This is a genomic window from Mesorhizobium sp. M1307 (assembly GCF_040318155.1).
Taxonomy (GTDB): domain Bacteria; phylum Pseudomonadota; class Alphaproteobacteria; order Rhizobiales; family Rhizobiaceae; genus Mesorhizobium.
Map to the genome: position 1 here is coordinate 115,504 of NZ_JAMYLR010000003.1, position 25,603 is coordinate 141,106.

34 protein-coding genes and 1 pseudogene are annotated in these 25,603 nt (G+C 63.1%); 12 read left to right on the top strand and 23 right to left on the bottom strand.

Features of this window, described 5'->3' with window-relative positions; all coding sequences use genetic code 11:
- Positions 1-65: 65 nt before the first annotated feature.
- Positions 66-851 carry a GntR family transcriptional regulator gene (locus NKH16_RS06220; protein WP_352451507.1) on the top strand — a complete coding sequence of 262 codons (786 nt, stop codon included), beginning with the start codon at positions 66-68 and terminating at the stop codon, positions 849-851.
- A gap of 17 nt (positions 852-868) precedes the next feature.
- Here the strand turns inward: NKH16_RS06220 and NKH16_RS06225 are convergent, their stop codons facing one another.
- From NKH16_RS06225 to NKH16_RS06235, 3 genes are read right to left on the bottom strand one after another with little or no spacing between them, the layout of a single operon-like run.
- Positions 869-1,057 carry a hypothetical protein gene (locus tag NKH16_RS06225; protein WP_352451508.1) on the bottom strand — a complete coding sequence of 63 codons (189 nt, stop codon included), beginning with the start codon at positions 1,055-1,057 and terminating at the stop codon, positions 869-871.
- Between the two features lie 8 nt (positions 1,058-1,065).
- Positions 1,066-1,194, bottom strand: coding sequence for a hypothetical protein (locus tag NKH16_RS06230; RefSeq protein ID WP_280952094.1), 129 nt, complete (start codon positions 1,192-1,194; stop codon positions 1,066-1,068).
- 5 nt (positions 1,195-1,199) lie between these two features.
- Positions 1,200-1,415 carry a DUF2934 domain-containing protein gene (locus NKH16_RS06235; RefSeq protein ID WP_023676165.1) on the bottom strand — a complete coding sequence of 72 codons (216 nt, stop codon included), beginning with the start codon at positions 1,413-1,415 and terminating at the stop codon, positions 1,200-1,202.
- A 219-nt stretch (positions 1,416-1,634) separates the two neighbouring features.
- Between NKH16_RS06235 and NKH16_RS06240 the strand changes: the two genes are divergently transcribed.
- The 6 genes from NKH16_RS06240 to NKH16_RS06265 are packed head-to-tail and all read left to right on the top strand — an operon-like array spanning position 1,635 to position 5,744.
- Positions 1,635-2,033, top strand: coding sequence for a hypothetical protein (locus NKH16_RS06240; protein ID WP_352743983.1), 399 nt, complete (start codon positions 1,635-1,637; stop codon positions 2,031-2,033).
- Positions 2,030-3,250 (top strand): NRAMP family divalent metal transporter, encoded by a 1,221-nt coding sequence (locus NKH16_RS06245; RefSeq protein WP_352833553.1) that lies wholly within the window; start codon positions 2,030-2,032, stop codon positions 3,248-3,250. The genes NKH16_RS06240 and NKH16_RS06245 overlap by 4 nt, the downstream gene beginning before the upstream one ends.
- Positions 3,250-3,612: a hypothetical protein gene (locus NKH16_RS06250; protein WP_352874799.1), complete on the top strand. Its 363-nt coding sequence runs from the start codon at positions 3,250-3,252 to the stop codon at positions 3,610-3,612. Before NKH16_RS06245 ends, NKH16_RS06250 begins: the two co-directional genes overlap by 1 nt.
- A complete protein-coding gene (locus NKH16_RS06255) occupies positions 3,612-3,950 on the top strand; it encodes a hypothetical protein (protein WP_352874797.1) in 339 nt (112 codons plus the stop codon). The genes NKH16_RS06250 and NKH16_RS06255 overlap by 1 nt, the downstream gene beginning before the upstream one ends.
- Positions 3,951-3,984: 34 nt before the next feature.
- A complete protein-coding gene (locus NKH16_RS06260; protein WP_352874796.1) occupies positions 3,985-5,271 on the top strand; it encodes an SDR family oxidoreductase in 1,287 nt (428 codons plus the stop codon).
- Positions 5,271-5,744 carry a DUF2269 family protein gene (locus NKH16_RS06265; RefSeq protein ID WP_352874794.1) on the top strand — a complete coding sequence of 158 codons (474 nt, stop codon included), beginning with the start codon at positions 5,271-5,273 and terminating at the stop codon, positions 5,742-5,744. Before NKH16_RS06260 ends, NKH16_RS06265 begins: the two co-directional genes overlap by 1 nt.
- 39 nt (positions 5,745-5,783) lie before the next feature.
- Here NKH16_RS06265 and NKH16_RS06270 read toward each other — a convergent pair whose 3' ends face one another.
- From NKH16_RS06270 to NKH16_RS06310, 9 genes are read right to left on the bottom strand one after another with little or no spacing between them, the layout of a single operon-like run.
- The gene (locus NKH16_RS06270) at positions 5,784-6,353 is read right to left on the bottom strand and encodes a c-type cytochrome (RefSeq protein WP_352898712.1); all 570 of its coding nucleotides are present in this window, start codon (positions 6,351-6,353) and stop codon (positions 5,784-5,786) included.
- Positions 6,334-7,218 carry a cytochrome c oxidase assembly protein gene (locus tag NKH16_RS06275; protein WP_352874790.1) on the bottom strand — a complete coding sequence of 295 codons (885 nt, stop codon included), beginning with the start codon at positions 7,216-7,218 and terminating at the stop codon, positions 6,334-6,336. The genes NKH16_RS06270 and NKH16_RS06275 overlap by 20 nt, the downstream gene beginning before the upstream one ends.
- The gene (locus NKH16_RS06280) at positions 7,215-7,556 is read right to left on the bottom strand and encodes a hypothetical protein (RefSeq protein WP_352457440.1); all 342 of its coding nucleotides are present in this window, start codon (positions 7,554-7,556) and stop codon (positions 7,215-7,217) included. The genes NKH16_RS06275 and NKH16_RS06280 overlap by 4 nt, the downstream gene beginning before the upstream one ends.
- A gap of 1 nt (position 7,557) precedes the next feature.
- Positions 7,558-8,163, bottom strand: a complete 606-nt coding sequence (locus NKH16_RS06285; RefSeq protein ID WP_352874788.1) for a cytochrome c oxidase subunit 3 — start codon at positions 8,161-8,163, stop codon at positions 7,558-7,560.
- Entirely contained in the window at positions 8,160-10,136 is a 1,977-nt protein-coding gene (gene ctaD / locus NKH16_RS06290) for a cytochrome c oxidase subunit I (protein WP_352898716.1), read from the bottom strand. The genes NKH16_RS06285 and ctaD overlap by 4 nt, the downstream gene beginning before the upstream one ends.
- Positions 10,133-11,149, bottom strand: a complete 1,017-nt coding sequence (gene coxB / locus NKH16_RS06295) for a cytochrome c oxidase subunit II (RefSeq protein WP_352750025.1) — start codon at positions 11,147-11,149, stop codon at positions 10,133-10,135. The genes ctaD and coxB overlap by 4 nt, the downstream gene beginning before the upstream one ends.
- Positions 11,146-11,679, bottom strand: a complete 534-nt coding sequence (locus NKH16_RS06300; protein WP_352833544.1) for a c-type cytochrome — start codon at positions 11,677-11,679, stop codon at positions 11,146-11,148. The genes coxB and NKH16_RS06300 overlap by 4 nt, the downstream gene beginning before the upstream one ends.
- A gap of 1 nt (position 11,680) precedes the next feature.
- On the bottom strand, positions 11,681-12,544 hold the full coding sequence (locus NKH16_RS06305) for a substrate-binding domain-containing protein (protein ID WP_352451521.1): 864 nt from the start codon (positions 12,542-12,544) through the stop codon (positions 11,681-11,683).
- Positions 12,525-14,318 carry a methanol/ethanol family PQQ-dependent dehydrogenase gene (locus NKH16_RS06310; protein WP_352744053.1) on the bottom strand — a complete coding sequence of 598 codons (1,794 nt, stop codon included), beginning with the start codon at positions 14,316-14,318 and terminating at the stop codon, positions 12,525-12,527. Before NKH16_RS06310 ends, NKH16_RS06305 begins: the two co-directional genes overlap by 20 nt.
- 329 nt (positions 14,319-14,647) lie before the next feature.
- Between NKH16_RS06310 and NKH16_RS06315 the strand changes: the two genes are divergently transcribed.
- The 3 genes from NKH16_RS06315 (at position 14,648) to NKH16_RS06325 (ending at position 16,439) form a co-directional block, all read left to right on the top strand.
- On the top strand, positions 14,648-15,478 hold the full coding sequence (locus NKH16_RS06315; RefSeq protein WP_502894793.1) for an SIR2 family NAD-dependent protein deacylase: 831 nt from the start codon (positions 14,648-14,650) through the stop codon (positions 15,476-15,478).
- Positions 15,479-15,570: 92 nt separating this feature from the next.
- The gene (locus tag NKH16_RS06320) at positions 15,571-15,756 is read left to right on the top strand and encodes a hypothetical protein (RefSeq protein ID WP_352451523.1); all 186 of its coding nucleotides are present in this window, start codon (positions 15,571-15,573) and stop codon (positions 15,754-15,756) included.
- Positions 15,757-15,944: 188 nt separating this feature from the next.
- The gene (locus NKH16_RS06325) at positions 15,945-16,439 is read left to right on the top strand and encodes a hypothetical protein (RefSeq protein WP_023676147.1); all 495 of its coding nucleotides are present in this window, start codon (positions 15,945-15,947) and stop codon (positions 16,437-16,439) included.
- Positions 16,440-16,471: 32 nt separating this feature from the next.
- Here NKH16_RS06325 and NKH16_RS06330 read toward each other — a convergent pair whose 3' ends face one another.
- From NKH16_RS06330 to NKH16_RS06340, 3 genes are all read right to left on the bottom strand, one after another.
- Positions 16,472-16,771, bottom strand: a complete 300-nt coding sequence (locus tag NKH16_RS06330) for a DUF982 domain-containing protein (protein ID WP_352874783.1) — start codon at positions 16,769-16,771, stop codon at positions 16,472-16,474.
- 70 nt (positions 16,772-16,841) lie between these two features.
- Positions 16,842-17,135 carry a DUF982 domain-containing protein gene (locus NKH16_RS06335; RefSeq protein ID WP_352833541.1) on the bottom strand — a complete coding sequence of 98 codons (294 nt, stop codon included), beginning with the start codon at positions 17,133-17,135 and terminating at the stop codon, positions 16,842-16,844.
- Positions 17,136-17,260: 125 nt separating this feature from the next.
- On the bottom strand, positions 17,261-17,464 hold the full coding sequence (locus NKH16_RS06340) for a hypothetical protein (protein WP_023676144.1): 204 nt from the start codon (positions 17,462-17,464) through the stop codon (positions 17,261-17,263).
- 313 nt (positions 17,465-17,777) lie between these two features.
- On the opposite strand from NKH16_RS06340, the gene NKH16_RS06345 reads away from it, so the two are divergent.
- Both NKH16_RS06345 and NKH16_RS06350 read left to right on the top strand, forming a co-directional pair.
- The gene (locus NKH16_RS06345; RefSeq protein ID WP_023676143.1) at positions 17,778-18,341 is read left to right on the top strand and encodes a sigma-70 family RNA polymerase sigma factor; all 564 of its coding nucleotides are present in this window, start codon (positions 17,778-17,780) and stop codon (positions 18,339-18,341) included.
- Positions 18,342-18,393: 52 nt separating this feature from the next.
- Entirely contained in the window at positions 18,394-18,522 is a 129-nt protein-coding gene (locus NKH16_RS06350) for a hypothetical protein (protein ID WP_352743966.1), read from the top strand.
- Positions 18,523-18,710: 188 nt separating this feature from the next.
- Here the strand turns inward: NKH16_RS06350 and NKH16_RS06355 are convergent, their stop codons facing one another.
- From NKH16_RS06355 to NKH16_RS06390, 8 genes and pseudogenes are all read right to left on the bottom strand, one after another.
- Complete coding sequence (locus tag NKH16_RS06355) at positions 18,711-18,929, bottom strand: hypothetical protein (protein WP_023676213.1); 219 nt, start codon at positions 18,927-18,929, stop codon at positions 18,711-18,713.
- Positions 18,930-19,154: 225 nt separating this feature from the next.
- Positions 19,155-19,919: pseudogene (locus tag NKH16_RS06360) on the bottom strand (class I SAM-dependent methyltransferase); the annotation flags it as partial.
- On the bottom strand, positions 19,916-20,905 hold the full coding sequence (locus tag NKH16_RS06365; RefSeq protein ID WP_352451526.1) for a GNAT family N-acetyltransferase: 990 nt from the start codon (positions 20,903-20,905) through the stop codon (positions 19,916-19,918). The gene NKH16_RS06365 and the pseudogene NKH16_RS06360, both read right to left, overlap by 4 nt.
- Positions 20,892-21,977 carry a glycosyltransferase family 4 protein gene (locus tag NKH16_RS06370; RefSeq protein ID WP_352743963.1) on the bottom strand — a complete coding sequence of 362 codons (1,086 nt, stop codon included), beginning with the start codon at positions 21,975-21,977 and terminating at the stop codon, positions 20,892-20,894. The genes NKH16_RS06365 and NKH16_RS06370 overlap by 14 nt, the downstream gene beginning before the upstream one ends.
- A gap of 20 nt (positions 21,978-21,997) precedes the next feature.
- On the bottom strand, positions 21,998-22,930 hold the full coding sequence (locus NKH16_RS06375) for a glycoside hydrolase 5 family protein (RefSeq protein ID WP_023676139.1): 933 nt from the start codon (positions 22,928-22,930) through the stop codon (positions 21,998-22,000).
- Positions 22,923-23,684: a TIGR04290 family methyltransferase gene (locus NKH16_RS06380; protein ID WP_023676138.1), complete on the bottom strand. Its 762-nt coding sequence runs from the start codon at positions 23,682-23,684 to the stop codon at positions 22,923-22,925. Before NKH16_RS06380 ends, NKH16_RS06375 begins: the two co-directional genes overlap by 8 nt.
- 2 nt (positions 23,685-23,686) lie before the next feature.
- Entirely contained in the window at positions 23,687-24,487 is an 801-nt protein-coding gene (locus NKH16_RS06385; protein WP_352593695.1) for a nucleotidyltransferase family protein, read from the bottom strand.
- Entirely contained in the window at positions 24,487-25,590 is a 1,104-nt protein-coding gene (locus NKH16_RS06390) for a CgeB family protein (RefSeq protein WP_352451531.1), read from the bottom strand. Before NKH16_RS06390 ends, NKH16_RS06385 begins: the two co-directional genes overlap by 1 nt.
- Positions 25,591-25,603: the final 13 nt, after the last annotated feature.

Sequence of the window (25,603 nt, forward strand, 5' to 3'; positions counted from 1 at the left end):
GCGCTGCTGCTTGCGCAGGCATTTCATGAACGGCTTGACGCTGCAGAGCCTATAAGGGGTCGCCGATGGCAGGGCTTTTGGGAATGCGGACCACCACCGAGGGGCGGTTGGGCGAAACCGGCCCCGGCGTATCGGTCGCGGCGAGGACGTTCGAGGTTCTGCTCGACCAGATCCTGACCTTCCGTCTGAAGCCGCATGAAGTGATCTCGGAAAAGGCGATGTCGGAAGCCCTTGGCGTGAGCCGCACGCCGGTCAGGGAGGCGCTCGCCCGGCTGGCCGGTCTTGGCTTGATCGACATTTATCCGCAGCGCGGCAGCATGGTGGCGCCGCTCCGGATTGCCGATCTCGAGAAATCGCAGTTCCTGCGCGAAGCGCTCGAAGTCGGCCTGATCAAGCGCGCGGTCGAGAGCCCGCGCCGTGCCGACCTGCTTGCCGTGCTCAAAGGCGAACTGGCCGTCCAGGAGACGTTCGCCTCAATCGCGGACGACAGGCGCTTCTTCAAGTCGGACGAGCTGTTCCACCAGCACATCGCCAGCCATGCCGGCTTCCCCGGAATCTGGGCCGACATCAGCGCGGCGAAGCTGCACATGGACCGCTTCCGCTTCCTGTCTTTTCCGCGCCTCGACAGCATGTCGGTGGTCCTCGGCCAGCATCGGCGGATTGTCGATGCGCTTGAGCAGGCCGACGCGTTTGCGGCGGAAGAGGCGATGCGAACGCATCTTCGCCGCATCTTCGAGGTGCTCGAAATCGTCCAGCAGCGCTATCCCCACTATTTCGAGGCCCCAGGCTCGACGGGAAAGAGGACCGAAGCAGCTGCCGTCGGTTTGGCCGAACGTCAACCAATAGTGTGAGCCCGCTGTCAGCCGGCTCAATCCAAGCCTGGGCCTTTCTTCGGCGCTTCCGAAGGTGTCTTGGTCTTGCTGCCGGATTTGTCGGAAGCTGGCTCGGCTTTGCGATCTTGACCCTCGCCGCCTTGCTCCTTGCGGAGCTGCTTTTCCACTATCGATCGCGATCCTTCCGCCGGGTCTTGTTCAGGATGAGTATCGGTTCCCGTCATGTCGGCTCCTATCCATTTTGATCAATTGCGTGCGGCGTGGGCTGACCTCCGCCGCCGGTTCTGTCGCGCCCGATCATCAGCCAGGCGGCGAACAGCACGACCAGTACGACCACGATCCAGGCGACGAAACGAGGCATCGGCCTCATGTCCCTCGCCGCCGCTTGCTGCCGCGTGCCTCCGGATCGGAGCCGGCCTCGACCGTTGGATCGGGCACGACCGGGCCGCGTTCGGCCTCGGAACCCTCAGCTTCGATCTCCTGCACGGCCTGATCCCAGTGCTCGCGCTCGCGTCCTTGCGGACGGCCTTCGCGCTCCCAGATCTCATGGGCTCGCTGCCTGATACGCTCTTCCCTGTCCATGGCCTTTGCCTCCTCATCCCCTAATCCGGCGATCGCTGGTTTGTTCCGCGGTGCCAGCGCCGTTCATCGCGGTTCAGTTGACCTGATCACCCAGCGCTCTAGATCAACCTTCGCGCCGAAGTCGCTTGGTGCGGGGAGAACAATCGTGTGGCAGCAACGCTACAAGCACGTATTGTAAATGCCGTTACAGCCGTCGGTCTTCGACCAGACCGCCCGTGCTTGCTGCTGATAATATTTGTATTGACGGCATGCTCGCCTTCCGACCAGGTCGAGCAGCAGTCGAAAACCGCGGCTTCCGCCACACAGACCGCATCGCTGGTCCTGGAGAGCTGGATCGCTGGGGGAGCCCCGTCGGAATACACGTCGCGCACTTTGCAATCGGTCGGCAAGGCGCTCGCCGATGCCGGTGCGCAAATCCAGTCCGCCAAGTCGCCTGAGCCCAGCGGGCAAGCCGGTCTGACGATGGCGGTTGGACGGCTTTCGGCAGCGGTAATTCGCGCGGCGACGGCCGTGCAGAACGGCAACCGCTCGGAAGTGGAACACGCGCAGCAGGATCTGCGGGCCGCCGCCGCCGATCTGAGCACGTCCTACGCGAAATATTTCGCGCCGAAATCATGAAGAAGCTGCTCGAAATATCGCTCGGCGTCGTCACCAGCGTTGGCGGCTTTCTTGAGGTCGGATCAGTGGCGACCGCCGCTCAGGCCGGCGCGGCGTTCAGGTTTCAGCTGATATGGGCCGTCGTCCTGGGCACGATCTGCATCATCTTCCTGGTCGAAATGGCCGGACGCTTCGCCGCAGTTAGCCATCACACCATCGCCGACGGGATCCGGGAACGGTTTGGCTTCAACGCCTTTCTGTGGCCGTTGCTTGCGACCTTGCTGGTCAATTTCCTGGTCATGGCAGCCGAAATCGGCGGTGTTGCCATTGCGCTCGAGCTCGCCACCGGCATCGGCTTTCATTGGTGGGCGCTGCCGGTCGCTTTTCTGGCATGGCTGTTCCTCTGGAAAGGCACGTTCGGCTTCATCGAAAAAGGCGTCTCGATCCTCGGTCTCGTCACGCTGTGCTTCGTGGTTGGCGCTATCATGCTGAGACCCGATTGGGGGCAGGTCGCGGCCGGCGCCGTGCCCACTCTGCCGGACCACGACGCGGCCAAATACTGGTTCATGGCGGTCAGCATTCTTGGCGCGTCGATATCGCCTTACCTGTTCATGTTCTATTCGTCGGGAGCGATCGAGGATCAGTGGGACAGGAGCTATCTCGGAGCCAATCGGGCGATTGCCGGCATTGGCATGAGTTTTGGCGGCACGATCGCGATCGGTGTGCTGATCGTGGCGGCGCTCGTGCTGGCGGCGCACGGCATAGAGCAGGTCGACGACTACCATCAATTGCCGCTGATGCTGATCCAGATCTTCGGTTTCTGGGGATTCATCCTGTTCGTCGCATCGCTCGGCATTGCCTGCTTCGGTGCCGCGCTCGAAATCGGGCTGCAGCAAGCCTATCTCGTGGCGCAGGGTTTCGGCTGGACGTGGGGCGAGGACCAGAAACCGCGCGACGATCCCGGCTTCAGCACCGTCTACACTGTCTCGCTGTTTCTCGCCGCCATTCCGATCGCACTGGGTCTCGATCCGCTGAAGCTAACCATCTTTTCCATGGCGCTGACGGCCGCCAGCCTGCCGCTGACCGTGGTGCCGTTCCTTTTCCTGCTGAATGACGAGCGTTATGTCGGCGAGCACCGCAATGGCATGATCGCGAATGCCGCGGTCATCTTCATCATTGCGCTCGGTTTCGTGCTCGCGATCGTGACCATTCCTTTGCAGATATTCGGAGGCACGTGATGGATTTGCTACGCGACATCCTGGACAAGCAAGTGGTCGACCGCGAGCAGGTCAAGATCGGCAAGGTCGACGGGCTGGTGGCCGAGCTCAGGCCAGGCGAGCCGCCTAAAATCGTTGCGGTCGAGCTCGGCTCGATCACGCTGGGGCGTCGGCTTGGCGAGCGACCCGGGCGCTGGATGGCGCGGCTTGCGGCAAGGCTCGGCGGCAAGCGCCATGCCGAGCCGCACCGCATCGCCTGGAACAAGGTGCGCGACATCGGCGTCGACATCGAGTTCGATATCGACGTCCGCGAAACGGCGATTTTCGACTGGCAGGACTGGCTGCTCGATCATGTCATTGGGCGTATTCCGGGAGCTGGATGATGGCCACCGTCAATCTTGAGCAATTGGCTGGCAGGAATGTGCTTTCGCAGCGCGGCAAAAGCATCGGCCGTATCGAGGAGATACGCGCCGAACCGGATGGCGACGACCTGGTAGTTGCCGAGTACCATGTCGGCATCTACGCGGCCTTCGAGCGTCTGTCCGCCTCGGCCATCGGCATTGCGGTCCTCGATGTCTTTCGATTGCGCAGTCGCGACAGCGTGTACCGCATTCCCTGGAATAAGCTCGACATCTCCGACCCGGCGCGGCCGCGGTTGTTATGCACGACGGAAGAACTTTCCGGTATGAAGGGGAGTATCGAGGGCGATAAACCGGAATGAACGATACTTTCCCGCCGTCGGAGAATGGGGTCCAGTGAAAGTCCTGGTTACCGGCGCCACCGGCCTGATCGGTGCCTCCGTCGTGGCACGCCTTCTTTCCGAAAGGCATGAGGTGATCGGATTGGTCCGCAGCCCCGGCGCAAACCGAGCCGGCAATTATCAATTGCTGGTGCTGGACATGGCGGCGGCGCTGCAGCCCGAAGACTGGCTACCGCATCTCAGGGGTGTCGACGCCGTCGTGAATTGTGCCGGCGTCCTGCAGGACAGCCCTCGCGAAAAGACGCGCGAAGTCCATCGCGATGCGGCGGCAGCACTCTTCCTCGCCTGTGCGCGGGCAGGGGTTGCCCGGGTAATCCACTTCTCGGCGATAGGCGTCGATCGGGCGCAGCCTTCGGCATTCTCGGCGACGAAACTGGCCGGCGACCAAGCGCTTATGGCGCTTGATCTGGATTGGGTGATCCTGCGCCCGTCCGTGGTGCTCGGCCGCCCGGTGTTTGGGGCCAGCGCATTGTTTAGGGGTCTCGCCTCGCTGCCGGTGCTGCCGTCCATGCCCGCCACCGGCCGGCTCCAGGTGGTACTACTCGACGATGTGGTCTCAACAGTCGTCTTCCTTCTCGATCCCGACAGTCCGTCTCGCGTCGTGTTGGAACTTGTCGGTCCCGAACAGCTGAGCATGGACGAGGTCGTCGGCAGCTATCGCCGATGGCTCGGCTGGGCTCCTGCAGCCAGGTTTGTCTTGCCGGCGGCTGTTGCAAGGCTTCTCTACCGCCTCGGCGACCTTGCCGCGATGTTCGGCTGGCGTCCACCGATGCGCACCAACGCGGCCAGAGAGATCGGCCGAGGAGCGGTTGGAGATCCCTCGGACTGGACCGCTGCGACCGGCATACGCCCGCAAACCCTGGCGGGCTTCCTCGCGCTCAATCCGGCAACGGTGCAGGAAAAATGGTTTGCCCGGCTGTATTTCATCAAGCCGGCGATCTTCGTCGTCCTGCCCTTCTTCTGGATCATGACGGGAATCGTGTCGCTGACAACCGGCTACGGCAGCGGCGTCGATCTGATGCAAGGCACGGGGGCCGGCATCCTGTCGGCACCGGCCGTGATCGCCGGCGCTCTTGCCGACATCGCCGTCGGCGTGCTCATAGCCTGGCGGCCGGCGGCGCGAAAAGGCCTCTATGGCGGCATCGCGCTCTCGCTCTTCTACCTGGTCGTCGGAAGCTTCCTGAGCCCCGAGCTGTGGAACGACCCGCTTGGGCCGTTCCTCAAGGTGTTGCCGATCCTGGTGCTGCACTTTGTGGCCTTGGCAGTGCTGGAGGAGCGTTGATGCTCTATTTCCTGCTGAAATTTCTGCATGTCATCGGCGCATCCGTGCTGCTTGGTACCGGCGCCGGTATCGCTTTCTTCATGCTGCTCGCCCACAGGACCGGCAATGCCGCGACGATTGCGGCGGTGGCGCGTATCGTCGTCGTGGCCGACTTCCTTTTCACCGCGACGGCCGTGGTCGCGCAGCCTTTGACCGGAGCCGCGCTCGCCTGGCAGGCAGGCTACTCGCTGTCGGAGGGCTGGATCGTACTTTCGATCGCGCTCTATATCTTCACCGGAATGTTCTGGCTCCCGGTCGTCTGGATGCAAATGCAGATGCGCAAGCTGGCATCGCAAGCCGCCGCTGCAGGCGCGCCGTTGCCGCCGCGCTATCATCGGCTCTTCTGGCTGTGGTTCGCCTTCGGCTTCCCCGCCTTCGCTGCCGTACTCGGGATTTTCTGGCTGATGATCGCGCGGCCTGCGATCGACTGGTGAAGACAAGCCGCGTGCAGCTGCCGGGATGAGCGATGACTTTCATTTCAGCGAATAGAGATAGGCCGCGATATCCCGCGCCTCCTGCTCGGAAATTCTGGTCGAAGGCATTGCCGTGTGCGGATTGACCTCCCTTGCGGCGCGTATCCAACGGACCATGTTTCGCGGGTTGTTGGACAATACGCCGCCGATATAGATCCGGGTGGCCAAGCTGGCGTCGAGGCGTGGACCAACCAACCCTTGTGCGCTGGGAACGCCGGTGATCGTGTGGCATCCGGCACAGCCATTGGCCATGATGATTGGTATGGCGCGGGCGCCAACACCGCCGGTTGCATTGTCGGCCTTCTGCTCCACTCGACGGCTTTGCTCGAAGTACAACGCGATCCCGGCCAGGGCTGCAACAAGCACGACAATTGCCGCGGCGCCGAGGATGGGTCCGGACGGAGTGAAGCGCGATGTTGCGCGCACGCCGATGCTGCCAGGGGCATTGTCCGTCTTATGCGCGACCCTGGTGAGGCGCTCCGGCCACAACGTCAGCGCCGCCCAAGCTGCGGCCAGCACGGCAATTGCCTTGCTGGCCGCAATGACCAGCTTAGACAGCCTGGAGCGCATGCGACGCCTCCCATCTTCTCTGTCCACTTGAGCGGATCCACAGACCGGCCAGCAGCAACGCGGCTCCGCCATAAATCAGGCCGGCCGGAACCCACATCACCAGACCGGCGAGCTGCTGGTCCTCGAGCGGGCTAAGGCTCCACAATTCCGCGCCGGCTGCGTTTACCGGGTACCACAGCCTTGGCGAGACCAGCAGCAGCACCCCGAGCAGGCCGGTGTGCAGCGAGGTGAAAAAGAGGTGCATGACTGCGCTGCCGTAGGCTTGTTCGCGGCCTGAACGCGGCAGCAGCACCCACCAGAACAGCAGCCCCGTACCGAAGAAGCTGGCATGTTGCGCATAATGCAGGACACCCTGTGCAAGCGCCGCCTCGAACAGCGCCGGAACGTGCCACGCCCATATCGCGACGCCGTGCAGGAAGGTCGCGGCTAGAGGACGGCTGACGGCGGCCCAAACGGCTCGAAGCACCCTCGCCTGCCCGGCTGCGCCAAATGCCAGCCGCAGCTTGACCGGCAATGCCCACATCATCGCCGCCGCCGGACGGGAGGCGACCAGCAGGGGTGCCGCCACCGCCATCAACAGCTCGTGCTCGATCATGTGGGCGGTGAAAACGCGCTCACCCAATGCATGGAGCGGGCTGACCAGTGCTGCCGCCAAAATGGCCCAGCCGGTCGCAAATAGCAGGGCTTGCTGCAACCGCAACGGGCGGCTGCGGGCACTCCGCCGCCACAGCCGAAAGGCGCCTGCCGCGTAAAGCAGTGCGACCATGGTTAGCGGCAGCGTGATCGGCAACGCCAGCGTCCAGCCGGCCCGCGGGGCGCCGGCACCGTAGCAGATCGAGGTCGAGAAGAGCGCGTCGAAGCTCATCGTAGGCAGCCGTCAACAATGAGCGAGGCCGCGCCTTGCATGACGATTACCAGCGCAAACAGCACCGCGCTGAGAATGCCGATATTGGCGACGAAATGCTCGGTGCCGCGCGTACGATCCGGTTTAAAGGCGGCGCCACCTTGCTGTCGCGCCCGCCACGAAAGCACGCCACCGAGCAAGGCCAGCACTGTCAGCACCAGCGCAATGACCGGTATGACGGGAATGCCGTGGGCGCACTGCCACTCCACGAACGCATAATTCAGCTGCGTCGACACCGCCCAGGCCAAAGGCCCGGACAACAGCCCGCCCCATGATGTGCCCAAGCGAAGCGCACGCATCTCAGTCAAGCCTCGGCATCCAGTAGATCAACAGATAGATCGGGATCCAGGTCGCGACCACGAAATCCCAGTAGAAGACGTTGTCGCCAACGTCCCCGAAACGCCGGCCGCTATAGCCATGGCGCGTGAACATCAGGACCGTCAGCACCAGCGTGTCGCCGACGTCGGTAATCAGGTGCGTTGTGTGAAGGCCGAGCAGGACCCACAGCATCGAGCCGTACGCATTGGTATCCCAATAAATGTTGAGGGCCGGAAATTCGAACCACCGCACGACAAGCGGTGCGATGCCGAGCAGCGACATGACGATCAGGCCGATGCGCACGGGCACCATGGCACAGGCTTCGGCGTAGCGGTTCAGTATGTGATTGGGCACCACGCTGGCGAGCAGCAACAGCGTGACGATGGTGCCCGGCCAATGGTTGGGCGGCGACACGCCCAATGGCCATTTGGGCGACAGATAGGCGAGGTAAAGATAGGTGCCTGCGGCGAGCGCGAAGCCGGTGCCTTCCAGCGCCATGAAGGCGAGAGTGCCCCACCAGGTCGGGCTGCGCGGTCCGATCCCGAAGGTCGGGAGTTTGGAAAGATCGGCGACAGGACGCTGTTTCATTCCTCATCCTCCGGATCGCCTTTCGGCCAGAACCAACCGATCAAAGTGATGGCGATCGGCCCGGCTCCCCAGACCACCGCCCACGGGCTGAAGATCGAATAGAGAAAGGTGGCGCCGACGGCGAGCGCGGCGAACAATGGCCAGATCGACGGCGTCGCCGACTTCTCGCGCACCTCTGGATGCGCCTCTGCCACGGTCGAAATGACAAGTTCGCGCGCGTCGACGCGAAGCCCGGTCGCGACAGGCAGCGTGTCACGTTCGGCCCAGAGCGGCTCGGCGTGGGTAACCACCGGGATCCGAGCGAAATTATAGCTCGGCGGTGGAGAGCTCGTCGCCCATTCCAGCGTGCCGGCATTCCAGGGATTGTCCCCGGCCGGGGCGCCCCTCGAGGCGCTGTACACCAGGTTTATAGTGAACAGAACGAAGCTTAGGAACAGGATGACCGCGCCGGCTGTGATGAACAGGTTGATGTTGCCCCAGCCGAGTTCCACCGGATAGGTGTAGACCCGCCGCGGCATGCCCCACAGGCCGACAATGTGCATCGGAAAGAACGCCGCATTGAAGCCTAGGAAGGCAAGCCAGAAGTGCCAGCGTCCGAGACGTTCGCTCATCATCCGGCCGGTGATCTTGGGGAACCAGAAATAGGTCGCGCCGAGCAGCGGGAACACCGACCCGCCGATCAGCACGTAATGGAAATGCGCGACCACGAAATAGGTGTCGTGCACTTGCAGGTCCAATGGCACCGACGCCAGCATCACCCCAGTCAGGCCGCCCGCGACGAACGTGAAGAAGAAGCCGAACACGAACAGCAGCGGCGTTCTGCTTATCGGGCGTCCGTCCCACAATGTCGCCAGCCAGCAGAAGATCTGCAGCCCGTTCGGGATGGCGATCAGCATGCTCGAGGCCGTGAAGAAGCTCGCGCCGAGCTTGGGCAGACCGGTTGCGAACATGTGGTGAACCCACAGGCCGAACGACAGAAAGCCGACCGCGATCAAGGCCAGTACCATGCCCAGATAGCCGAATACCGGACGCCGGGCGAAAGCGGCGATGATCGAGGACGCCATGCCGGTGGCCGGCAGGAATATGATGTAGACTTCGGGGTGGCCGAAGAACCAGAACAGGTGCTGGAACAGCAATACGTCGCCGCCCTCGGCGGGATTGAAGATATGGGTGCCGACCAGGCGGTCGAGGATCAGGAACGTCGACGTGATCATGACCGCCGGCATCGCGAACACGATGACGAAGGAGGTGACCAGCATCGCCCAGACATAGAGCGGAATCTTGTCCAGCGACATGCCCGGCGCACGCTGCTTCAGCACGGTGACGATGGTGGCAACCGCGACCGCCAACGATGACACTTCGGTATAGGTGATCATCTGCGCCCACACGTCGGAACGCTTGCCTGGCCCGAATTCAGGACCGGACAGCGGCACGTAGGAGAACCAGCCGACGTCGGGCGCCATGTCGAGTGCAAACGACACCCAGGCGAAGAGGCCACCGGAGAGATAAATCCAGAAGCTGAATGCATTGAGGCGCGGAAAGGCGATGTTGCGGGTGCCGACCATCAGCGGCACGAGGTAGATGCCGGTCGCCTGGACGATCGGCACCGCAAACAGGAACATCATGGTCACGCCATGCATGGTGAACAGCTGGTTGTAGCGGTCGGGCCCGATCAGCCCGCGCTCCGGCCCCGACAGTTGGATGCGCATGGCAACGGCGCTGAGGCCACCGAGGCACAGGAAGGCGAAAGCGGTGATCAGGTAGCGCCGCGCGACAATCTTGTGGTCGACGCTCGAGAGCGCACCGATGATGCCCGGCGCCGTCTGCCATGTCCGCGCCAGCCAGCGGTCAAGGCTGGAGTCGTCGAGGCTGGTATCGCGAGGACCGTCGCGCTCGGGGGCCAGGTCTCCTTTGCCGGCCGCTGCTCGCTCGCCGGCAAGCCGACGCTCACGGGCCACGTCGGCGCTGCTCATTTCAGGCCCTCGAGGTAGGCGACGATCGCATTCAGTTCGTCCCCGTCCAGTCGCACCACCGGCATGTGGGCGCCTGGCTTGATCCCCTGCGGATTGGCTATCCAGGCTGCGAGATTGCCGCGGCTCATTGTCAGCGTGCCGGCAGCGAGCGTTTGCCGGCTTGCGATATGCGTGAGGTTTGGGGCGACCGTGCCGCCGGCGATGGTGCCGCCGATCTTGTGGCACATCACGCATGGCCGTTTGAGGAACAGGTCGTGGCCGGTTTTGGCCTCGGCCGACACGGGGGCGGCCGCCGGCCGCAGCTGATCGTTCAGCCAGGCATCGAAGACGGGCCGAGGTTCGGCGATGATGAAGGTGCTCATATTGGCATGCTGCGCGCCGCAGAACTCGGCGCATTGCCCGCGATAGACGCCGGGCTTGTCCGCCTTCAGATCGAGAACGTTCTCGTGGCCGGGGATAAGGTCCAGCTTGCCCGAGAGGTTCGGCACCCAGAAGGAATGGATAACGTCGGTCGAGGTCACCACAAGCCGCACCGGCTCGCCCGCCGGGATGTGGATTTCATTGGCGGTCGTCAGGATGCGGTTCGGCTGATCGTTTTCGTAGCGCACCTCCCACCACCATTGATGCCCGGTCACCCGGATCGTCAGCGCCGCATCCGAGCCGATGGCGGCGAGCGTCCGGTTAGCGAAGTAGCTCAGCAGCGTCAGGCCGACCAGGATCAGGGCGGTAGCGGCGAGTGCGGCGACGACAATTCGCATCTTGCTGCGCTCGGCGGCAGCGTCGAGGACAAGCGGGTCGCCGAGCGGCGCCGGGCGCCGGGCCAATGGCACGATCAGCACGGCCATCACCAGAAGCCAGACCACCGTGCACAGCGCGGTGAAGAACCAGATCAGCCATGCGAGTTCGCCCGCGGCCGGCCCCTTTGGGTCGAGCGCGGATTGCCAGCCGCTGCACCCTGCAAGGAGCAGGATGCAGGCCGTGCCCCCGCACACCGTCCAGACACCGCGGCTCACGGCGACTTCCCCAGCGTCGCGGCGTCCGGCAGGCGATTCTCGGATGGATGGGGCATCATGTCGTCGTCGCGGCCCGGCGCGGCGGAGGACGGTGCGTTGCCGCTCAGTGCCCGGACGAAGGCAGCAAGCTCCCATATTTGGTCATCCGGGATCGTGTCGCGGAAGCTCGGCATGCCGTTTGGCCGGCCGTCCCTGATCGTGGCGTGGATGCTTTCGATCGAGCTGCCATAGAGCCACTTCTGGTCCATGAGCGCCGGGCCCATGCCGCCGCCGCCATTGGCATGGCAGCCGGAACAGTTGAACCAGTTGAACAGACGCTTGCCCTCGCTGAGGTGGAAGGCGTTGGCCTCGAACACGCCGGCCTTGCTGTCGGACGAGGTCGGCCGTTGGCCGCCCGGCTCGAGGGCAGTCACGGCTGCCGGTTGATCGCCCGAGCCGAGCGCCGATTGTGGACGCGTGTCGCGTTCCTCACGCTGGCAAGCGGCAACCGCGAGGATTGCGAACACCAGCAAGAGAAGACCTCGCTTCATTTCAAGGCGCTCCGACAGGATCGAGGCGGGGCACCTGGTAGGTCGCCAGGATCGCGTCGATCTCGGCGCGGCGTCTGGTCAGGGCGGCGTTCACCTCGCTGCGCAGCGTATCGTCGCCACGGCGCACTCCCATCGAGATGTCGAAGATCATCGGCAGTTGCGGGCCGTCCACGCGCGGCGAAACCGGCGTGATCCGCAGCGCCACCTTCTGCCTGGATGCAAAGTAGCCGGCCAACGGCCCCCAGACGACGGCCATATCGATGTCGCCATTCGCGACCGCCTCAATGATGCGCGCTGGCGGGTTCGGCGCCGAATAGTCCCCATAGACGGGGAAACCGATGAGATGGCCGACGATGCCACGACGGCCAAGCGCCTGGACGGGGGGCGAGTTGGCGCCATCGTCGCCGATCAGCTGGACGCCGATGTGCAGATCGCGCAGGCGAGGATCGTTGAAGGACGTGATTTCCGGCGCATCCTTGCGTGTCACGAACACATAGGAAGACCGGTAGTAGGGCGCGGTGGTGCGCAGCATCTCAAGATTGGCGGGCGCGCCGGGCACCAGATCGCATAGCCCGGCCTTCAGCGTGTTGCGGACGAAGCCACGGCGCTGTGCCCACCATGTGTAGGAAACAGTCGCGCCAAGCTCCGTCGCGACGAGTTCGGCGATCTTGTTTTCAAAGCCTTGCCTGGCGGCATTGGAGAACGGCATGTTGTTGGGATCAGCGCAGATCCTCAATTCGCGCGCATCGGCAACGGCGGCGACGAGCGAGAGCGCCAGTGCGCCGACCGCGGCGCCAACCCGCCGGGAAGATTTTCTCCGTGCGCGCGCAACTCGGCCGGTCGTCTCAAGGGAGCCGGAACACATACAGTGTACCTCCCGGCGTGGTTACATCCTTCAGATCCTTCATGACGTTGACGAAGCCGAGCGCGGCGGTGGCGTCGCGCGGATCGAGATCGCCGGATACGATCGCGCCGGCCCAGCCGCCGACGCCCGAAAGAATCGCGACATATTGGTGCCCGTCCGGGCCGCGATAGGTGACCGGCTGGCCGATGATGCCGGACGACGTTTTGAACTGCCACAGCAGTTCGCCGGTCCTGGCGCTGACCGCCTTGAACCAGCCTTCCATAGTGCCATAGAACACGATGTTGCCGGCGGTGGCGACGGCGCCGCTCCACACCGGAAAGTTCTCCTTCAGGCTCCACGCCGGCTTGGCGGCGGCGACATCCCAGGCGGTGAAAGCACCGCGATTGCCGCCCGGCCCGGGGATCATGCGCACGTTCATGCCGACATAGGGCGTGCCGGCGATGTAATTCACCTCGACGCCCTCTTCATCCATGCAGAGATTGTTGTGCGGGATGTAGAGCAGACCGGTCTTGGGCGAGAATGCCGAAGGCTGCCAGTCCTTGAGGCCCGATGCGGTCGGGCAGATGTCGCGCACGACCTTGCCGGTGCCGGTCTTCTTGTCCGGATTTACAATCAGCCGGCCGGTCTTGAGGTCGACGCCCGTGCTGGAATTGACTGGCCCGAAGGGGACTGCCGACAGGACCTCGCCTGTGGTGCGATCCAACAGATAGACGTAGCCGTTGCGTTCCGGTCGGACCAGCACCTTGCGGGGCTTGCCCTGCCAGGTCATGTCGAGCAGCACCTGTTCGTTGATGCCGTCGTAGTCGTGCAAATCGTGCGGGGTCCATTGATAGAACCATTTGGCTGCGCCGGTGTCGGGATCGCGGGCAAAGATTCCGGCGGTCCATTTGTTGTCGCCGGGCCGCAGATCCGGATTCCACGGACCGGGATTTCCGGTGCCATGGAAGATCAGGTTTAGGTCCGGGTCATAGGAGATCCAGCCCCACACATTGCCGCCGCCGATCTTCCAGGCGTCGGGCGGCCACGACGTCACGCCGAGATCCTTGCCCTTGTCCATGTCGTAATGCGGCTTGAAATCGGGGCCGATCAGCACCTCGGCGTCCGGGCCGGTATTGTAGGCCGTCCAGACGACGTGCCCGTCGCTGGCGTCGAGCGCCTTGATCCAGCCGCGTACGCCCATTTCGCCGCCGGAATTGCCGACCAGAACTTTGCCCTTCACCACCAGCGGCGCCATGGTGATGGTCTCGCCGATATTGATGTTGCCGATATGGGTGTTCCAGACCGGTTTGCCGGTGGCCGCATCGACGGCGATGGCATGGCCATCGAGCGTGTTGAAATAGATGCGCCCTTCGAAGAAGGCTGCACCGCGGTTGACCACGTCGCAACAGGCAACTCCCTGCGCGGCGGGCTCGGGGTTGGGCTCGAATTTCCACTTCATCGGCGCGCCGGGCTTGGTAAGGTCAAGCGCATAGAGGATGTTGGGGAAGGGCGTCACGATGTACATCGTGTTGCCGACGACCAGGGGCGCGGCCTCCTGGCCCTTGTTGACGCCGGTCGAGAAGGTGAAGGCCACCTGCAGGTTCTTGACGTTGTCCTCGGTGATCTCCGCAAGTTCGCTGTAGCGGGTCGAGGCGTAGTTCTTTGCCGGCATCGCCCATTGGCCGTCGTCGGGCGGAGCAGCTGCGGCAGGCGGATTTATCGCAAAGCTTGACGTTGACTGAGCAACCGCCGCGGTAGTCAGCGCGAAGCCTGCCAGCAGCGTCCATCCCAGCATCGCAGCCAGTGGCCTCTTTCCCCTTTTGCCAGGCACCCTATTTTTCGCCGCCACCAGTCGCGCTTGCCTCATTGGCTGTCGAGTTTGCCGACGTTGGCGCAGAGCTCCATTAGCTGCAGCTGCGCCGTGTTTGTTGAACACTCTCCAACGCGTGAGCGGCGCAGAAGTGCCAAATGCAACGAAATAAATGTCGGATTCGGTTGGCCAAAGTCGGCGGCCGGGCGCTCGGGACAGCCGATCCGAATGTTAGCACTGAAGTCGGAAGTAAATCTATTCCCGGTGGTCCGGGTTCGGCTGGAACGGAGCGGCGCTTTTCGTAGTTGTGTCGAATGCTGTCTGCAGTCGAGCAACTGGCTCAATCGGTAAAAGAGCGGCGAGCGATCTTGTTCGTTGGAGCCGGGGTGTCGATGAGCGTCGGCTTGCCGTCCTGGCAAAAGCTCATCGAACACATGCAAAAAGAGCTCGGTCTGGACGAGGATACGATCGGTGCGCCGGAGGCCAGCTATCAGGCGCTTGCCGAATACTACCGGCTGAAGCAGGGGAGCCTCGGCCCTTTGCGCAGCTGGATGGATCGTGAATGGAGCGTCTCGCGGGAGAAAGTGCAGGGCTCGGCGATCCACAAGCTCATCGTGTCGCTCGATTTTCCGATCATCTACACGACAAACTACGACCGAAATCTCGAAGTTGCCTTCGAGATCCATAGCCGGCCCTTTGTCAAAGTCGCCAATGCGAAGGATTTGCCAAAGGCCACTGGCGAGGTGACGCAGATCATCAAATTCCACGGCGATTTCGACGACGACAAATCTTTGGTCCTGGCGGAGACCGACTATTTCGACCGGCTATCCTTCGATTCGCCGCTCGACGTGAAATTTCGGGCCGACGCGCTCGGGCGCACCATCCTGTTCATCGGCTACAGCATGTCCGACATGAACATCCGTCTGCTGCTGCACCGGCTTTGGCAGACCTGGCGCCGCTCCGGCTATGACAAGAATCGCCCGAAATCCTTCATCTTCATGTCGCAGCCGAGCATCGTCCAGGAGGCTGTCCTCGGCCGCTGGGGCATCGATATGCTGACCGAAGCGGCCGACGATCCTGAGGACGCGCTGCTCGCATTCCTGAACGAACTCAAGGACAGGGTGGGCCGGCCAGAAAGCGCGTGAGAGAACCTGCGGAAAGCGGATTGGTCCGGCAGTGGGAACCGGCTGATCCGATGTGAGTTCGGGAGGACTAACGTATCCGGGACCGAGCCTCGATGAGCGGACGCAAACACAAGCGCAGAGTGCATGCCAAAGACGGCCTGTCGGCCGAGCAGGCCTATGAGGTCAATTTCTTTGCCCGCAGGTGCGGCCTGACCAGGGACGAAGCACTCAAGATGATGCGAAATGCCGGCAGGTCCAACGATGGCACCAAGGCATCTGGCGAATCCGGGCCGAAGTAGCCGCATGGGTTCTACATAGCGGGCGGCCGGGACGGTCATCCGGCACAGCTGCTTCGTCGTCGGTCTCGGTAATCCGCATGGCAGTCGGTGGTGGCGCGCACCGCTGAGGATCGAGCGATGCAGCGGCCGCCGATGGAACATCCGCCGACAATTTTCGTTGACATGCTCCACAAGGCGAGAGGTCGAACATGTCGAAGTTCCAAGCCGCTACCCCGGAGCGTTTGCAGCAGCTCAGGCTTGAGGCGACAGCGCACTTTGCGCCGCTCATACTGCGCGAGGCGCTGGTGCGTCTCTGCCGAGCGTGTGGAAGCGAGAGCCTCGAACGGTTCGAGAAGACCATGGTTGACCAAATCGAGGCATCGCGTGACGAAAAGGCCGATTTCGACACGATGAAGGAATTTGCCATCGAACAGCTCTATGGCTGGATTCGAGAGGTCAGGTCTTCACCGGACATGACACAGCCGCTGGAGAATGTAGACACCCGAAGGACCCCTGGCCGCTCGGAAGAGCCGCAGACGCTGGAAGACCAGCTGCAGGCGGGTCTGGAGGATTCTTTCCCCGCAAGCGACCCGCCGGCTGTTGTTTCCACCGCGATCCCCGGCGGATCGAAGAAGCTGGTCGGAACCGACGAGGTCCTCAGGCAGCAGCGGGAGAAAAAGGCCGAGGAAGCCAGCCATTCGTGATAAACGGCTCTGCGGGGAAGCAGCCTGCCGGTTCACCCGCCGTCCGGCATGAAGGCTGTCCGGGCATGTGTGTCATGCGGCTCGCCTTCGACAAGAATCTTCGCTTCCAAAGCCGCGTCGATAAATGCTTCGCGGGCTTCCGCTGCCGTAATCTGGCCGATCTGGGCGCCATCCAGTGCATCTCCCGCCATCAGCGACAACGGGGCATTGCGGGCAGGCCATTTCTCGCTTTTGAGGCAGTAAGAAGCCTCGAAAACGGAGCTGACCATTCGCGATCGTCCCGGCTTGCCGAAGTTGATGCAAACCGGAGCATCGAACTTTATCTCCAGCATGGCGGTCCTCCCGATTTAACCACCCTTGATATAAATTAGCCTCAGCGGGTCACATGGCCTGCTGGGCATTTTAGCCGACGTCGCGAACCGCAGTGGGATTGGTGCCTGCTGGTATTTCGGCGGCGATATCGTAGGCCAGAATGCCCGCCTTGCGGGCGAATGAATCGAACGCCGCGCGCACCGTCTCGACGTCGACCTCGTCAGCCAGCCCGGCGCGACAGGCGTCGAACGCCGCCTTGTGCGCCGGACCGCGGCTCGGCCATTCGTTTAAGACGTCATAGGCCTGCCAGATATTTTCGACATGGCGAGGGAAACCAAGGCCGACGAGAATTGGAACGGGGCGGCCAAACGATTTTTTTGTCATCTGTGTCTCCGCGAAAGAGCCTGTCGCATCAACGCTGGGCGGACGCGAGGCCCATGCTCTTTAACGCGGGATTGCTGCACGGGTTGCAGCGGGTTTGTTCGATCGTGCGCCGGCCGATGCTGGCGTCATTTGTTGGTCCGCATCTTTTGCCGGGGATTGATACCGCCTTGAGGCGTGGTGTCGTTCTCGACATCGCCTTCGAACGTGTTGTCGCCCTGATCGAGCCGGTCGCCCTCCTTGATCGTGCCCTTGGAACTGCCGATGCCGGGATCGTTGGCAAGGTCGCTATCGGCCGGCGTTTTGCCTTTGGCGTGCTTGTTTCCTGTCATGGGTTCCTCCTGTTTTGAGGTGGCGGACTGTCCTTGAGGTGGCGGCCCAGGCTCGCTGCGAAAATCGCGTTTCGACACGCCAATGGCGGCGCCCCGGATTTTCGGACGGCTTAGATTCCAACTCCGCGATCCCGACGGTTGTTCCGTCAAAAATATCGCCGTCGGCCGGGATTGCCCAGCCAAGCCGCTCCGGTTCCTGGACCGGGTGATTTTCGCCAGCCGGAACGATCTTTCGCCCAATGCATTTAACTGGTCTGCGCTCACGAACTCATTCTGGACGGGAGCTGGACCATTGCCACCTACAGCCTACGCCTTGGCGACTCGCGAAACCGAAGAAGTTTCCATCGTCGACCTCATACCCGCTTTGAGGGCTTTCGCCCGCACCTTCTGCCGCACTCCCGATGATGCCGACGACCTGGTCCAGGAGACGCTGACCAAGGGCTTGGCCAACATTGACAAGTTCGAAGCTGGAACGCGCATGAAGTCATGGCTCTTCACGATCATGCGCAACACCTACTACACGCGTGTCAGGGCCGCGGTGAGGGAAGCGCCCGGCCTGCTCGACTGCGCTTCGCTGCGGCCGATCTCGGAAGCGACGCAGGAATGGTCCGTACAGGGCAAGGAGGTCCACCAGGCCATCCAGAGTCTTCCCGAGCACCAGCGCGAGGTTCTGATGTTGATAGGCGTTCTGGGCATCAGCTATGAGGAAACGGCCGAAATATGCGGTTGCGCGGTGGGAACCGTGAAGAGCCGGCTCAACAGGGCACGCGCCGGCGTGCTGGAATACCTTGGCGAAAGTTCCTCGCAGACCCTGATGGAAAGGCGCAGCTATCTGTCCGAAGGACAACTGGACTTCGAAGCCGAGAGGCGCCGCTAATATACATGTCACGCTAATTACTGCTTTCGCGCAAGCGCCTTTCGACAAGCGCATGCTGCAATTCGATCGCAAGTTTGGTCAGCCGGTCAGGAACCCTTTCCTGTTCGATGGCCGCAAGCAAGGAAGCGATTTCCCGGTCTATGGTCAGATCGGCACGCGTGCTGACGGAATCTTCCCTTGAGCGAGACATCGCGTTCTCTTGGCAAATGTTGGTTCCTTCAGCTCACTCTGGTGGCAACAGTGCGAGTTTGCAAGAATTTGCAGGCCATCCATGCGACCGGCTTCGGTCCTTGCACAGCTTCGTCAGCGGTTGGGCTCTCGCTGCGTTTCAATTGCTCGCCGGCTGCAAGCCATATGCTGACGCAACGATCAGTCTTCAGGCCGCCGATCCGCTGAATGATCCTGGTACTGCTCGGACTTGACCCGATTGCCGTCGAGCCCACGCTCCTTGGTGTGCTGCTTCTTGTCTCTGTTGGACAGAACGGCGTTCTCTCCGATCTTGTCCTTGGGAAGATCGGTCATCGCGCCAGCGCCAGCGCCTTTGCCGTGACTGCCGCGACCGATGTGCTTCTTGCTGCCGGACGCCATCTTGTTCTCCTTCATACTGTCGAATAGCGGCTTTTCCCGTTCGGCATCCGAACCATAGTTGGGCCGCAATGTTCCGCTGGAAATCGTAAGCAGGAAGGCATCGCCGTCCCAGTGCCGGAAAGGCTTTTCGCCGTCGACGAGGACTTGCATGCCATTTGCGTTGGCGAAGTTATGGACATCGGCGCGATCCAGCGCCGGCGATCCGCGATATGAATAATTCAAAAGCGCGGCCATGCCCGGCCTCTTCAGCACGCGCGCGATTTCCACGAAATGTCGCTCCGCAAGGCCGGCCAGCACCAGATAGGGAAAGCTGTCGACGGCCAGCACGCGGTCGAAGCTGGCATCGCAAAAATCGGCAAGATCGAAACCGCGCGCAGGGCGGAATTCTACATTGCCGAGCCCGGCGCATCGCCGGCGGGCGATCGAGATCATCGCTGGGGATATATCGCTGCCCACGATCCGGTGCGACAGAGCGGAGAGCGCCTGTTCGAACCGACCGATACCACAGCCGATATCCAGTGTGTCGCGGTCAGTGCCGGTAAAGCCTCGCCTCTCCAGCCATGCAACGATCTCAGCCGTAGCGGCAGAGAGCTTTTCCTCATTGCCCAGCGATGACAGCTGCACGCTCGCCGCCGGGGAGATCGCCGCCGCCGCGTCAAACCCTGCCGCCAGCCGCTTGACGACCGCATCGTCGGTCTCGCCCTCGCCACGCTCGTGCCGAACGGCACCACCTGTTTTGCGCAGCGTGGCGAATATCTCGGGCCTGCGCCGCAGCAGGTCGGCAATCCGTTGCAGTTTTGCCGTGTTTCGCGGGTCAGCCGAGTGCGTGTTTTGCGCAATCTTCGCCAATTCTGCAGCATCGATTCCTGTCTCGAAACGGAGAGCCAGCCTTGCGATGACGGCTTCGACGCCGGCACCGTCTGCCATGCAATCCTCCAGCACCCGCCTTGCTGATGTCGACCGCCGAGATTCCGGCTGGGTCGCGCTCATCGCCCTTTGCTCCGCGTCCAGATCTTGCGCATCGTCCACCGGTCTACGGCGCCCCAGCTGTACTTGTAGGCCTCTTGTCCGCGCAGAAAATCGAACTCTTCCGCGCCTTCGCAGATCGCCTGCCTTATCGCTTGGCCGATGAGCAGCGCGCCGGGACTTTCCTCGGCATAGGCCGGATCGAAGCCACCGAGATAAGCGCAAGCGCGGCCACGATGATGGAACCCGTAATAGGCGCCCACGATCGCGTTACCGATCGTGATAAGCCAGCATCGGGCAAGCACCTGTGCGACCAGCTGCGGCAGCGCCTGACGGTGGAATGCTTCCACGCGGGAATCGGACAGAACGCCGTCGCCGTGTCCGGCCCAGCGCGCGCGGTGAAGGCGGATCAGATGGTCGAGGAATGTCTGCGGATCGGACAAAGCGGGTTCGATGGAGACACTGCCGCGTCTCGACGCGGCCCTGTGGGCGCGGCGCAATTGGCGCCTCCGCCGCGCCGGAACACAGCCTTGAAGCGTCTGGTCGCCGGCGAGGGCGAGCACCGGGCAAGCGGCGTGACCGACGGCTTGGCACGATTCGAGCGCGGCATGCCTGATGGCAAGGCCGGCGCCGCCGGGAGGCAGGTCCTGCAAGATCCACTGTGTCCAGCCGACGGAAAGAACGGCGCCACCGATGACTGCGCCGACCGGTTCGGCGATCTCGGGAAGACAAAGGACATCCAGATAGTCGCTCAACGAAATGCCGAGCGGAAGCAATCGCGCGCCGGCATCGTGGCGTTCCAGATAGAGTGGCGCCAGGCCGACCAGATCGTCGCCACGCCAGATGGCGACCGTCGCTAGCTCGCCGGGAGCAAATGTCCGCCACCATGGCAGCAACCATGCGGGAGACTGGAACGGCGTCGCCGAGGAACTGCGCGACCAGAGTTCCCACCAGTGCGGCTCGAGGGCTTCGAGGTCCGCTGGATCGTCGATAATCTCACTGCGGAGCATGTCGCGCTCGCTTTGCCGTCGCGAGCTGCCCGCTGTCTGTGCCGAGCCGTGCCAGCGCCCGATAGGCGTCCATGTAGGAGGAAATCATGCGGTCGAGTGAAAAGCGCCGCCGCGCCTCGGCCCGGCAGGTCTCGGGGTCCAGGCTGGGTGCGGCAGCGATGGCTTCGGCCATCTCGTCGACATCCCCGACCAGATACCCGGTCTTGCCGTGCTCGACCACATCCGGCAGTGCGCCATTCGGGAAGGCCACCACGGGGGTGCCGCAGGCGAGCGCCTCCATGGCGACGAGCGAACTGGTTTCCGCGGCAAGGCTCGGGATGACTAGGCAGCGGGCTGTATTCAGCAGGCGCCGCTTGGCGACAAAGCCGAGCGGACCAAGGAAGCGGCGCCGGTCGTCCAGCCGGGGTTCGACCTCGTCGCGAAAATACGCTGTGTGCGTTTCATAGGGGTAGACCTTGCCACCGATGACCAGCGGCACGCTGGCCTTCTTGGCTGCGTCCAGCGCCAGATGGATGCCCTTTTCCGGGCAGACGCGGCCGAGCACGAGCGCAAAGTCGTGTTTGGCCTGCGGTTCGCTCAGCGCGTCGACGTCCACTCCGTTGGGAATCGGCCCGATCAGCCTGGCTCCCGGCGGCGCGGTTCTTTGCTGAGCCGCCGATACCGCATGCAGCCACAGATCCTCCCGCGCCGGATTGAGAGCGTCGGCCGGATACCAGTCGAGCGGCAAATGCAGGGTCACCAATGTCGGCCCGTCGCCCGGCAGATAGGCATCGAAATCGATACCGTGCAAATGGACCACGTCGATTGGCCAGCGAGCGCGTGCGGTAGCAATTGCGGCGCAATGAACACGCTGCGCCCGGCGCTTCGCCGCTTCATCGAGCACGCCCGGTTCGGCCGGCGTCTCGATGAGGACACCCGCAGCGCTCGAGCCCTGGCAGCCGATCACGATCGAGCGGTGTCCGGCCTGTACGAGCGCCTGGTCGAGCACCGACAGCACCTGCTCGGCACCACCGACCGCATCCGGCCCGACCGGGGCGAGGGGATAGGCGACGTTGAGGACGGTGAGCGTCATGGCTGGAGAGCCGAAGCTCCTCACGCTGCGGAGGCGCGCAGCCTGCCGACCGAAGGGGCAGCGATGCTGCCGGCATATCGGCGCGTCATTGCCGCGCAGAAGTCGGCGAATTCCTCCGGCACCAGCGGCGGACTGCTGTGGTGCGGCATCATTCCGCGGTGTTCCGGCGTGAAGCAGAAAGTAACCGTCACGTCGAAGTCGGCCAAAGCCTCCATCTGCCGGTCGAACCAGTCAAGTGCGTTCGGCCTGAAGCTGTCGGCCCAGGAAAGCCCGGTGCGCAGATTGGTGACGCCGAGCCGTTTCATCCAGGCGACGGCGTCGTCCAGCCGGTGATCTTCGAAATGGAACCACTGCACCAGTCCCATTGCCGGCGTGTGGTGCAGGAACTCCTCGAGCGCGGGCTTTGGCGTGCCGTCCTGGCGGAGCAGGCCCATGTAGAAATGGCGGTAGTAAGACGAGCCTTCCGCCTCGCGATGGCGCGTCGTCGCTTCCCACTCGCGCGGCAGGTCGTAGAGGCTGTACCATTGGATGCGCGGTGCGTTGCCGATCAGCAATTCCGCGGTCCGGCGCAGGCCCCAGACCTGTACCTCCTCGGCGCCGAAGGTCGACACGCCGACCTCGCTGACCCATACCGGAAGATCGGTGACAGCCGAAATCTCGCCGATCTTCTGCGGCCATTCGTGGATCTGCCAGAGGTTCCAGTCGAGCGGGAAACCGTGCACGGCGACAGCATCGACATGATCGAGCACGTCGAACTCCTTCATCCGTGTCATGAAACCGGCATCGATCGGCGAGATGCCGCCAAGGACCTTGGTCAAGGCCGGATTCTCCGACGCGATCGCGTCGGCGACCAGGGTTGCCATGTTGGCGAAGCGGCTCCAGTCGGGGTCGAGCTCGGGATCCCAGTGGGATTTATTGTTGGGCTCGTTCCAGATCATCGCGGCTTCAATCATTTATTTGTCCTTTCGACGGGTAGACGACGCCGCCACCGGCCGGCACGTCGGCGGTGCGGCAGAAATAGACCTCCTGCTCCGGTTGCAGGACGATCTCGAAGCCGGCGCTGCGCAGCATGGCTTCGGTGCAGGCGCGATTGGGAATCCACCAGTTGGTCGGGTCGTCGGCGTAACGATGCTCGATGAAATGCAGCTTTGGGAAATCCGGCCGGTCGAACAGGTCGTGCGTCCAGAAATGATAATTCTGCTCGAGCGCCGGCACGTTGGTGCTGCCGCGCTGCATCGACTGGAAGATCATCAGGTCCCGGGCGACGTGCTCCCGGATCAGATCGAGAGCGAGCAAGGGATGGCGCAAATGGTAGAGCACGCCCATGAACAGCACGATGTCGAACCGCTCATGCAGGGCGCCAACGTCGTAGACCGAGAGCTGCCGGAACTCGATGTCGCAGTCCGCAACCTCGGCGGCAAAGCGCGCCTGCGCTAGGTAAGCCTCATCGAAATCGATGCCAAGCACGCGGCCGGCGCCGCGGCGTTTCATCTCGATCGAATAGAAACCCGCATTGCAGCCTATGTCGAGCACCGCCTTGCCGGAAAGATCGGCGGGGATGGCGTCCGCGAATTTGCGCCATTTGATCAGCGGATAGTTGCCAAGGAAATGGTCGGGAGCGGTTTCGATGCCGGCCAGTTCCATATTGTGGAACCATGGGCCGAGCGCATCGATACGGCGGCGGATTTCGGCATCGGAATGCAGCATGGCTAGCCTCCTTCGCCTGCGAGGACAGGGACGTGCTGGTGGCCGGGCAGCGTAATGGCGACTTGGTCGTCCTTGGTACCGGCGGCGCTTTCAAGCAGGCGAAGTGCGGTGCGGTAGCCGTTGAAGGTGCCGACGTCGACATAGGCGGTGCCAGCCTTGATGCCATAGGCATCGCCTCCGGCGGCGAGATAGGCATTGACCAGCGTGCCGATATATTCGTCGCACCGGTCCCGTTCCCGCCACAGCGCGGCGAGCTGGTGAAGGGTGCGGCCGGGCATCTTGAACGCACCCCAGATCCAGTTCGATTGGGCATTCTGCTGCTTGACCTGGATTTGCTTCACCCGGTCGTCCTGGTCGACAACGACGGCATCGAAGAACTCCGGCTGGTCCACCGGAAACAGCAGGAAGGACAGGCCGTCGTCCGGGAGGGCCAGGAAGCCGTCTTCGGGAAACCAGATCGTATCGGGCAACCCGACCAGAACGGTCTCATCGGCTGTGACGAGCGGTGCGGCACGGAAGATGGCGTCGCAAAGGCCGACCGGAGAGGGCTGCACCACAAACAGCGCAGTCGCGTCGGCATAGCCGGCAGAATAATATTCGAGGATATCCGACTTACCCGAGCCGATGACGAAGCAGATCTTGTCGGCCCCCGCGCGCACCATGCGGCGCACCAGGTATTCGCTGACCGCGCAAGGCCGCTCGGTGTTGCCGTCGATGCGGCTGCCGACCGGCAGAAGCTCCTTCGAAAAGCCGAGCGGCTGGATGCGGCTTCCCCGTCCGGCTGCGGGCACGATGCCCAACATCAAACTGCCTCCTTCAACGGCTCGCCATGCGTGGAGCCGTGCAGTGCATCGGACAGGATGCGGTCGAATTCCTTCGCGCGCCGCGCCGAGGTGTGTTCGTCCAGCACCCGCTCGCGCGCTCGGCGGCGGATAGCGTTAAGCTCGGCGTCGGACAGGTCGAGCGCGGCGACCACGTCGTCGGTGCTGTTCGCCACGACGATCTCTTCGCCGGGCCGGAAAAAGGCCTCCAGTCCCGGCCATGTGTCGCTCACCATCGCGGCACCGCAAGCGGCGGCTTCGAACAGCCGGCCGGAAGGACACCAGCCCCTTTCGGCCATCGCCTCGCGGGTCACGTTCAGGGTCAGCCGTGATGATGAAAAGAAGGCGGGGTGGTCGGCAGGCGGCAGATGCCGGACGAAGAAAATATTGTCGCTCCACGGGAATTCCTGCGGATATTGTGCGCCGCCAATGATGAAGCGGCGCTCCGGCAGGCGCGCAGCCGGACTGACCAGCAGCCTCTCGACCCCGACCTGGCGGTCTGCCGCATAGGTCCCGAGATAGGAAAGGTCGCCGGCAAACTCCGGCCTGGGCGGAGCCGGCCGGTGTCGCTCTGGATCGACATGGCCGTAGAGCGGCATGACGCGGCGTGCACCCAGCATCGACTTCAATGCGTCGATCGCGGTGCCTCCCGTGTAGCTCAGCACGAGATCGAAATCGCGAAGCCCTTCCGGCCCGAAATAGGCCGGAGGCTCACCTTGTTCGATCCGCGCCAGTGTCACCGGCGTATCCAGATCGTAGAACACCTTCAGCCCGCGACAGGCCTGGTGGGCAAGGCGCGATGCGCTCACGGCATCGGGGCAATAGGAGGTGACGATGACCACATCGGCCTCATTCATCGCCTGCTCGGCAACGCGCTGGATGTCCTCCCAATCCTGATAAAGGACGAGGTTGCCGCCATCCAATTGGTCGAGGTCGCGCGTCCCGGCATAATAGGGAGTGTTGCGTTCGAAGAAGGTGATAGACCAGCCCAGCCCGGCCATCGCCCGGATCAATCCGCGCCACAGCGTGGCGTGCCCATTGCCCCACGACGATGTCACGGTAAGACCGAAAATGACCATGCGCATCCGGCAATTCCTC

Coding starts and splice junctions, on each gene's coding strand:
- NKH16_RS06220 (WP_352451507.1), top strand. CDS start 66: ATGGCAGGGCTTTTGGGAATGCGGACCACCACCGAGGGGCGGTTGGGC.
- NKH16_RS06225 (WP_352451508.1), bottom strand. CDS start 1,057: ATGACGGGAACCGATACTCATCCTGAACAAGACCCGGCGGAAGGATCG.
- NKH16_RS06230 (WP_280952094.1), bottom strand. CDS start 1,194: ATGCCTCGTTTCGTCGCCTGGATCGTGGTCGTACTGGTCGTGCTGTTC.
- NKH16_RS06235 (WP_023676165.1), bottom strand. CDS start 1,415: ATGGACAGGGAAGAGCGTATCAGGCAGCGAGCCCATGAGATCTGGGAG.
- NKH16_RS06245 (WP_352833553.1), top strand. CDS start 2,030: ATGAAGAAGCTGCTCGAAATATCGCTCGGCGTCGTCACCAGCGTTGGC.
- NKH16_RS06250 (WP_352874799.1), top strand. CDS start 3,250: ATGGATTTGCTACGCGACATCCTGGACAAGCAAGTGGTCGACCGCGAG.
- NKH16_RS06255 (WP_352874797.1), top strand. CDS start 3,612: ATGGCCACCGTCAATCTTGAGCAATTGGCTGGCAGGAATGTGCTTTCG.
- NKH16_RS06265 (WP_352874794.1), top strand. CDS start 5,271: ATGCTCTATTTCCTGCTGAAATTTCTGCATGTCATCGGCGCATCCGTG.
- NKH16_RS06270 (WP_352898712.1), bottom strand. CDS start 6,353: ATGCGCTCCAGGCTGTCTAAGCTGGTCATTGCGGCCAGCAAGGCAATT.
- NKH16_RS06275 (WP_352874790.1), bottom strand. CDS start 7,218: ATGAGCTTCGACGCGCTCTTCTCGACCTCGATCTGCTACGGTGCCGGC.
- NKH16_RS06280 (WP_352457440.1), bottom strand. CDS start 7,556: ATGCGTGCGCTTCGCTTGGGCACATCATGGGGCGGGCTGTTGTCCGGG.
- NKH16_RS06285 (WP_352874788.1), bottom strand. CDS start 8,163: ATGAAACAGCGTCCTGTCGCCGATCTTTCCAAACTCCCGACCTTCGGG.
- ctaD (WP_352898716.1), bottom strand. CDS start 10,136: ATGAGCAGCGCCGACGTGGCCCGTGAGCGTCGGCTTGCCGGCGAGCGA.
- NKH16_RS06300 (WP_352833544.1), bottom strand. CDS start 11,679: ATGAAGCGAGGTCTTCTCTTGCTGGTGTTCGCAATCCTCGCGGTTGCC.
- NKH16_RS06305 (WP_352451521.1), bottom strand. CDS start 12,544: ATGTGTTCCGGCTCCCTTGAGACGACCGGCCGAGTTGCGCGCGCACGG.
- NKH16_RS06310 (WP_352744053.1), bottom strand. CDS start 14,318: ATGCTGGGATGGACGCTGCTGGCAGGCTTCGCGCTGACTACCGCGGCG.
- NKH16_RS06315 (WP_502894793.1), top strand. CDS start 14,648: ATGCTGTCTGCAGTCGAGCAACTGGCTCAATCGGTAAAAGAGCGGCGA.
- NKH16_RS06320 (WP_352451523.1), top strand. CDS start 15,571: ATGAGCGGACGCAAACACAAGCGCAGAGTGCATGCCAAAGACGGCCTG.
- NKH16_RS06325 (WP_023676147.1), top strand. CDS start 15,945: ATGTCGAAGTTCCAAGCCGCTACCCCGGAGCGTTTGCAGCAGCTCAGG.
- NKH16_RS06330 (WP_352874783.1), bottom strand. CDS start 16,771: ATGCTGGAGATAAAGTTCGATGCTCCGGTTTGCATCAACTTCGGCAAG.
- NKH16_RS06335 (WP_352833541.1), bottom strand. CDS start 17,135: ATGACAAAAAAATCGTTTGGCCGCCCCGTTCCAATTCTCGTCGGCCTT.
- NKH16_RS06340 (WP_023676144.1), bottom strand. CDS start 17,464: ATGACAGGAAACAAGCACGCCAAAGGCAAAACGCCGGCCGATAGCGAC.
- NKH16_RS06350 (WP_352743966.1), top strand. CDS start 18,394: ATGCTGCAATTCGATCGCAAGTTTGGTCAGCCGGTCAGGAACCCTTTC.
- NKH16_RS06355 (WP_023676213.1), bottom strand. CDS start 18,929: ATGGCGTCCGGCAGCAAGAAGCACATCGGTCGCGGCAGTCACGGCAAA.
- NKH16_RS06365 (WP_352451526.1), bottom strand. CDS start 20,905: ATGCTCCGCAGTGAGATTATCGACGATCCAGCGGACCTCGAAGCCCTC.
- NKH16_RS06370 (WP_352743963.1), bottom strand. CDS start 21,977: ATGACGCTCACCGTCCTCAACGTCGCCTATCCCCTCGCCCCGGTCGGG.
- NKH16_RS06375 (WP_023676139.1), bottom strand. CDS start 22,930: ATGATTGAAGCCGCGATGATCTGGAACGAGCCCAACAATAAATCCCAC.
- NKH16_RS06380 (WP_023676138.1), bottom strand. CDS start 23,684: ATGCTGCATTCCGATGCCGAAATCCGCCGCCGTATCGATGCGCTCGGC.
- NKH16_RS06385 (WP_352593695.1), bottom strand. CDS start 24,487: ATGTTGGGCATCGTGCCCGCAGCCGGACGGGGAAGCCGCATCCAGCCG.
- NKH16_RS06390 (WP_352451531.1), bottom strand. CDS start 25,590: ATGCGCATGGTCATTTTCGGTCTTACCGTGACATCGTCGTGGGGCAAT.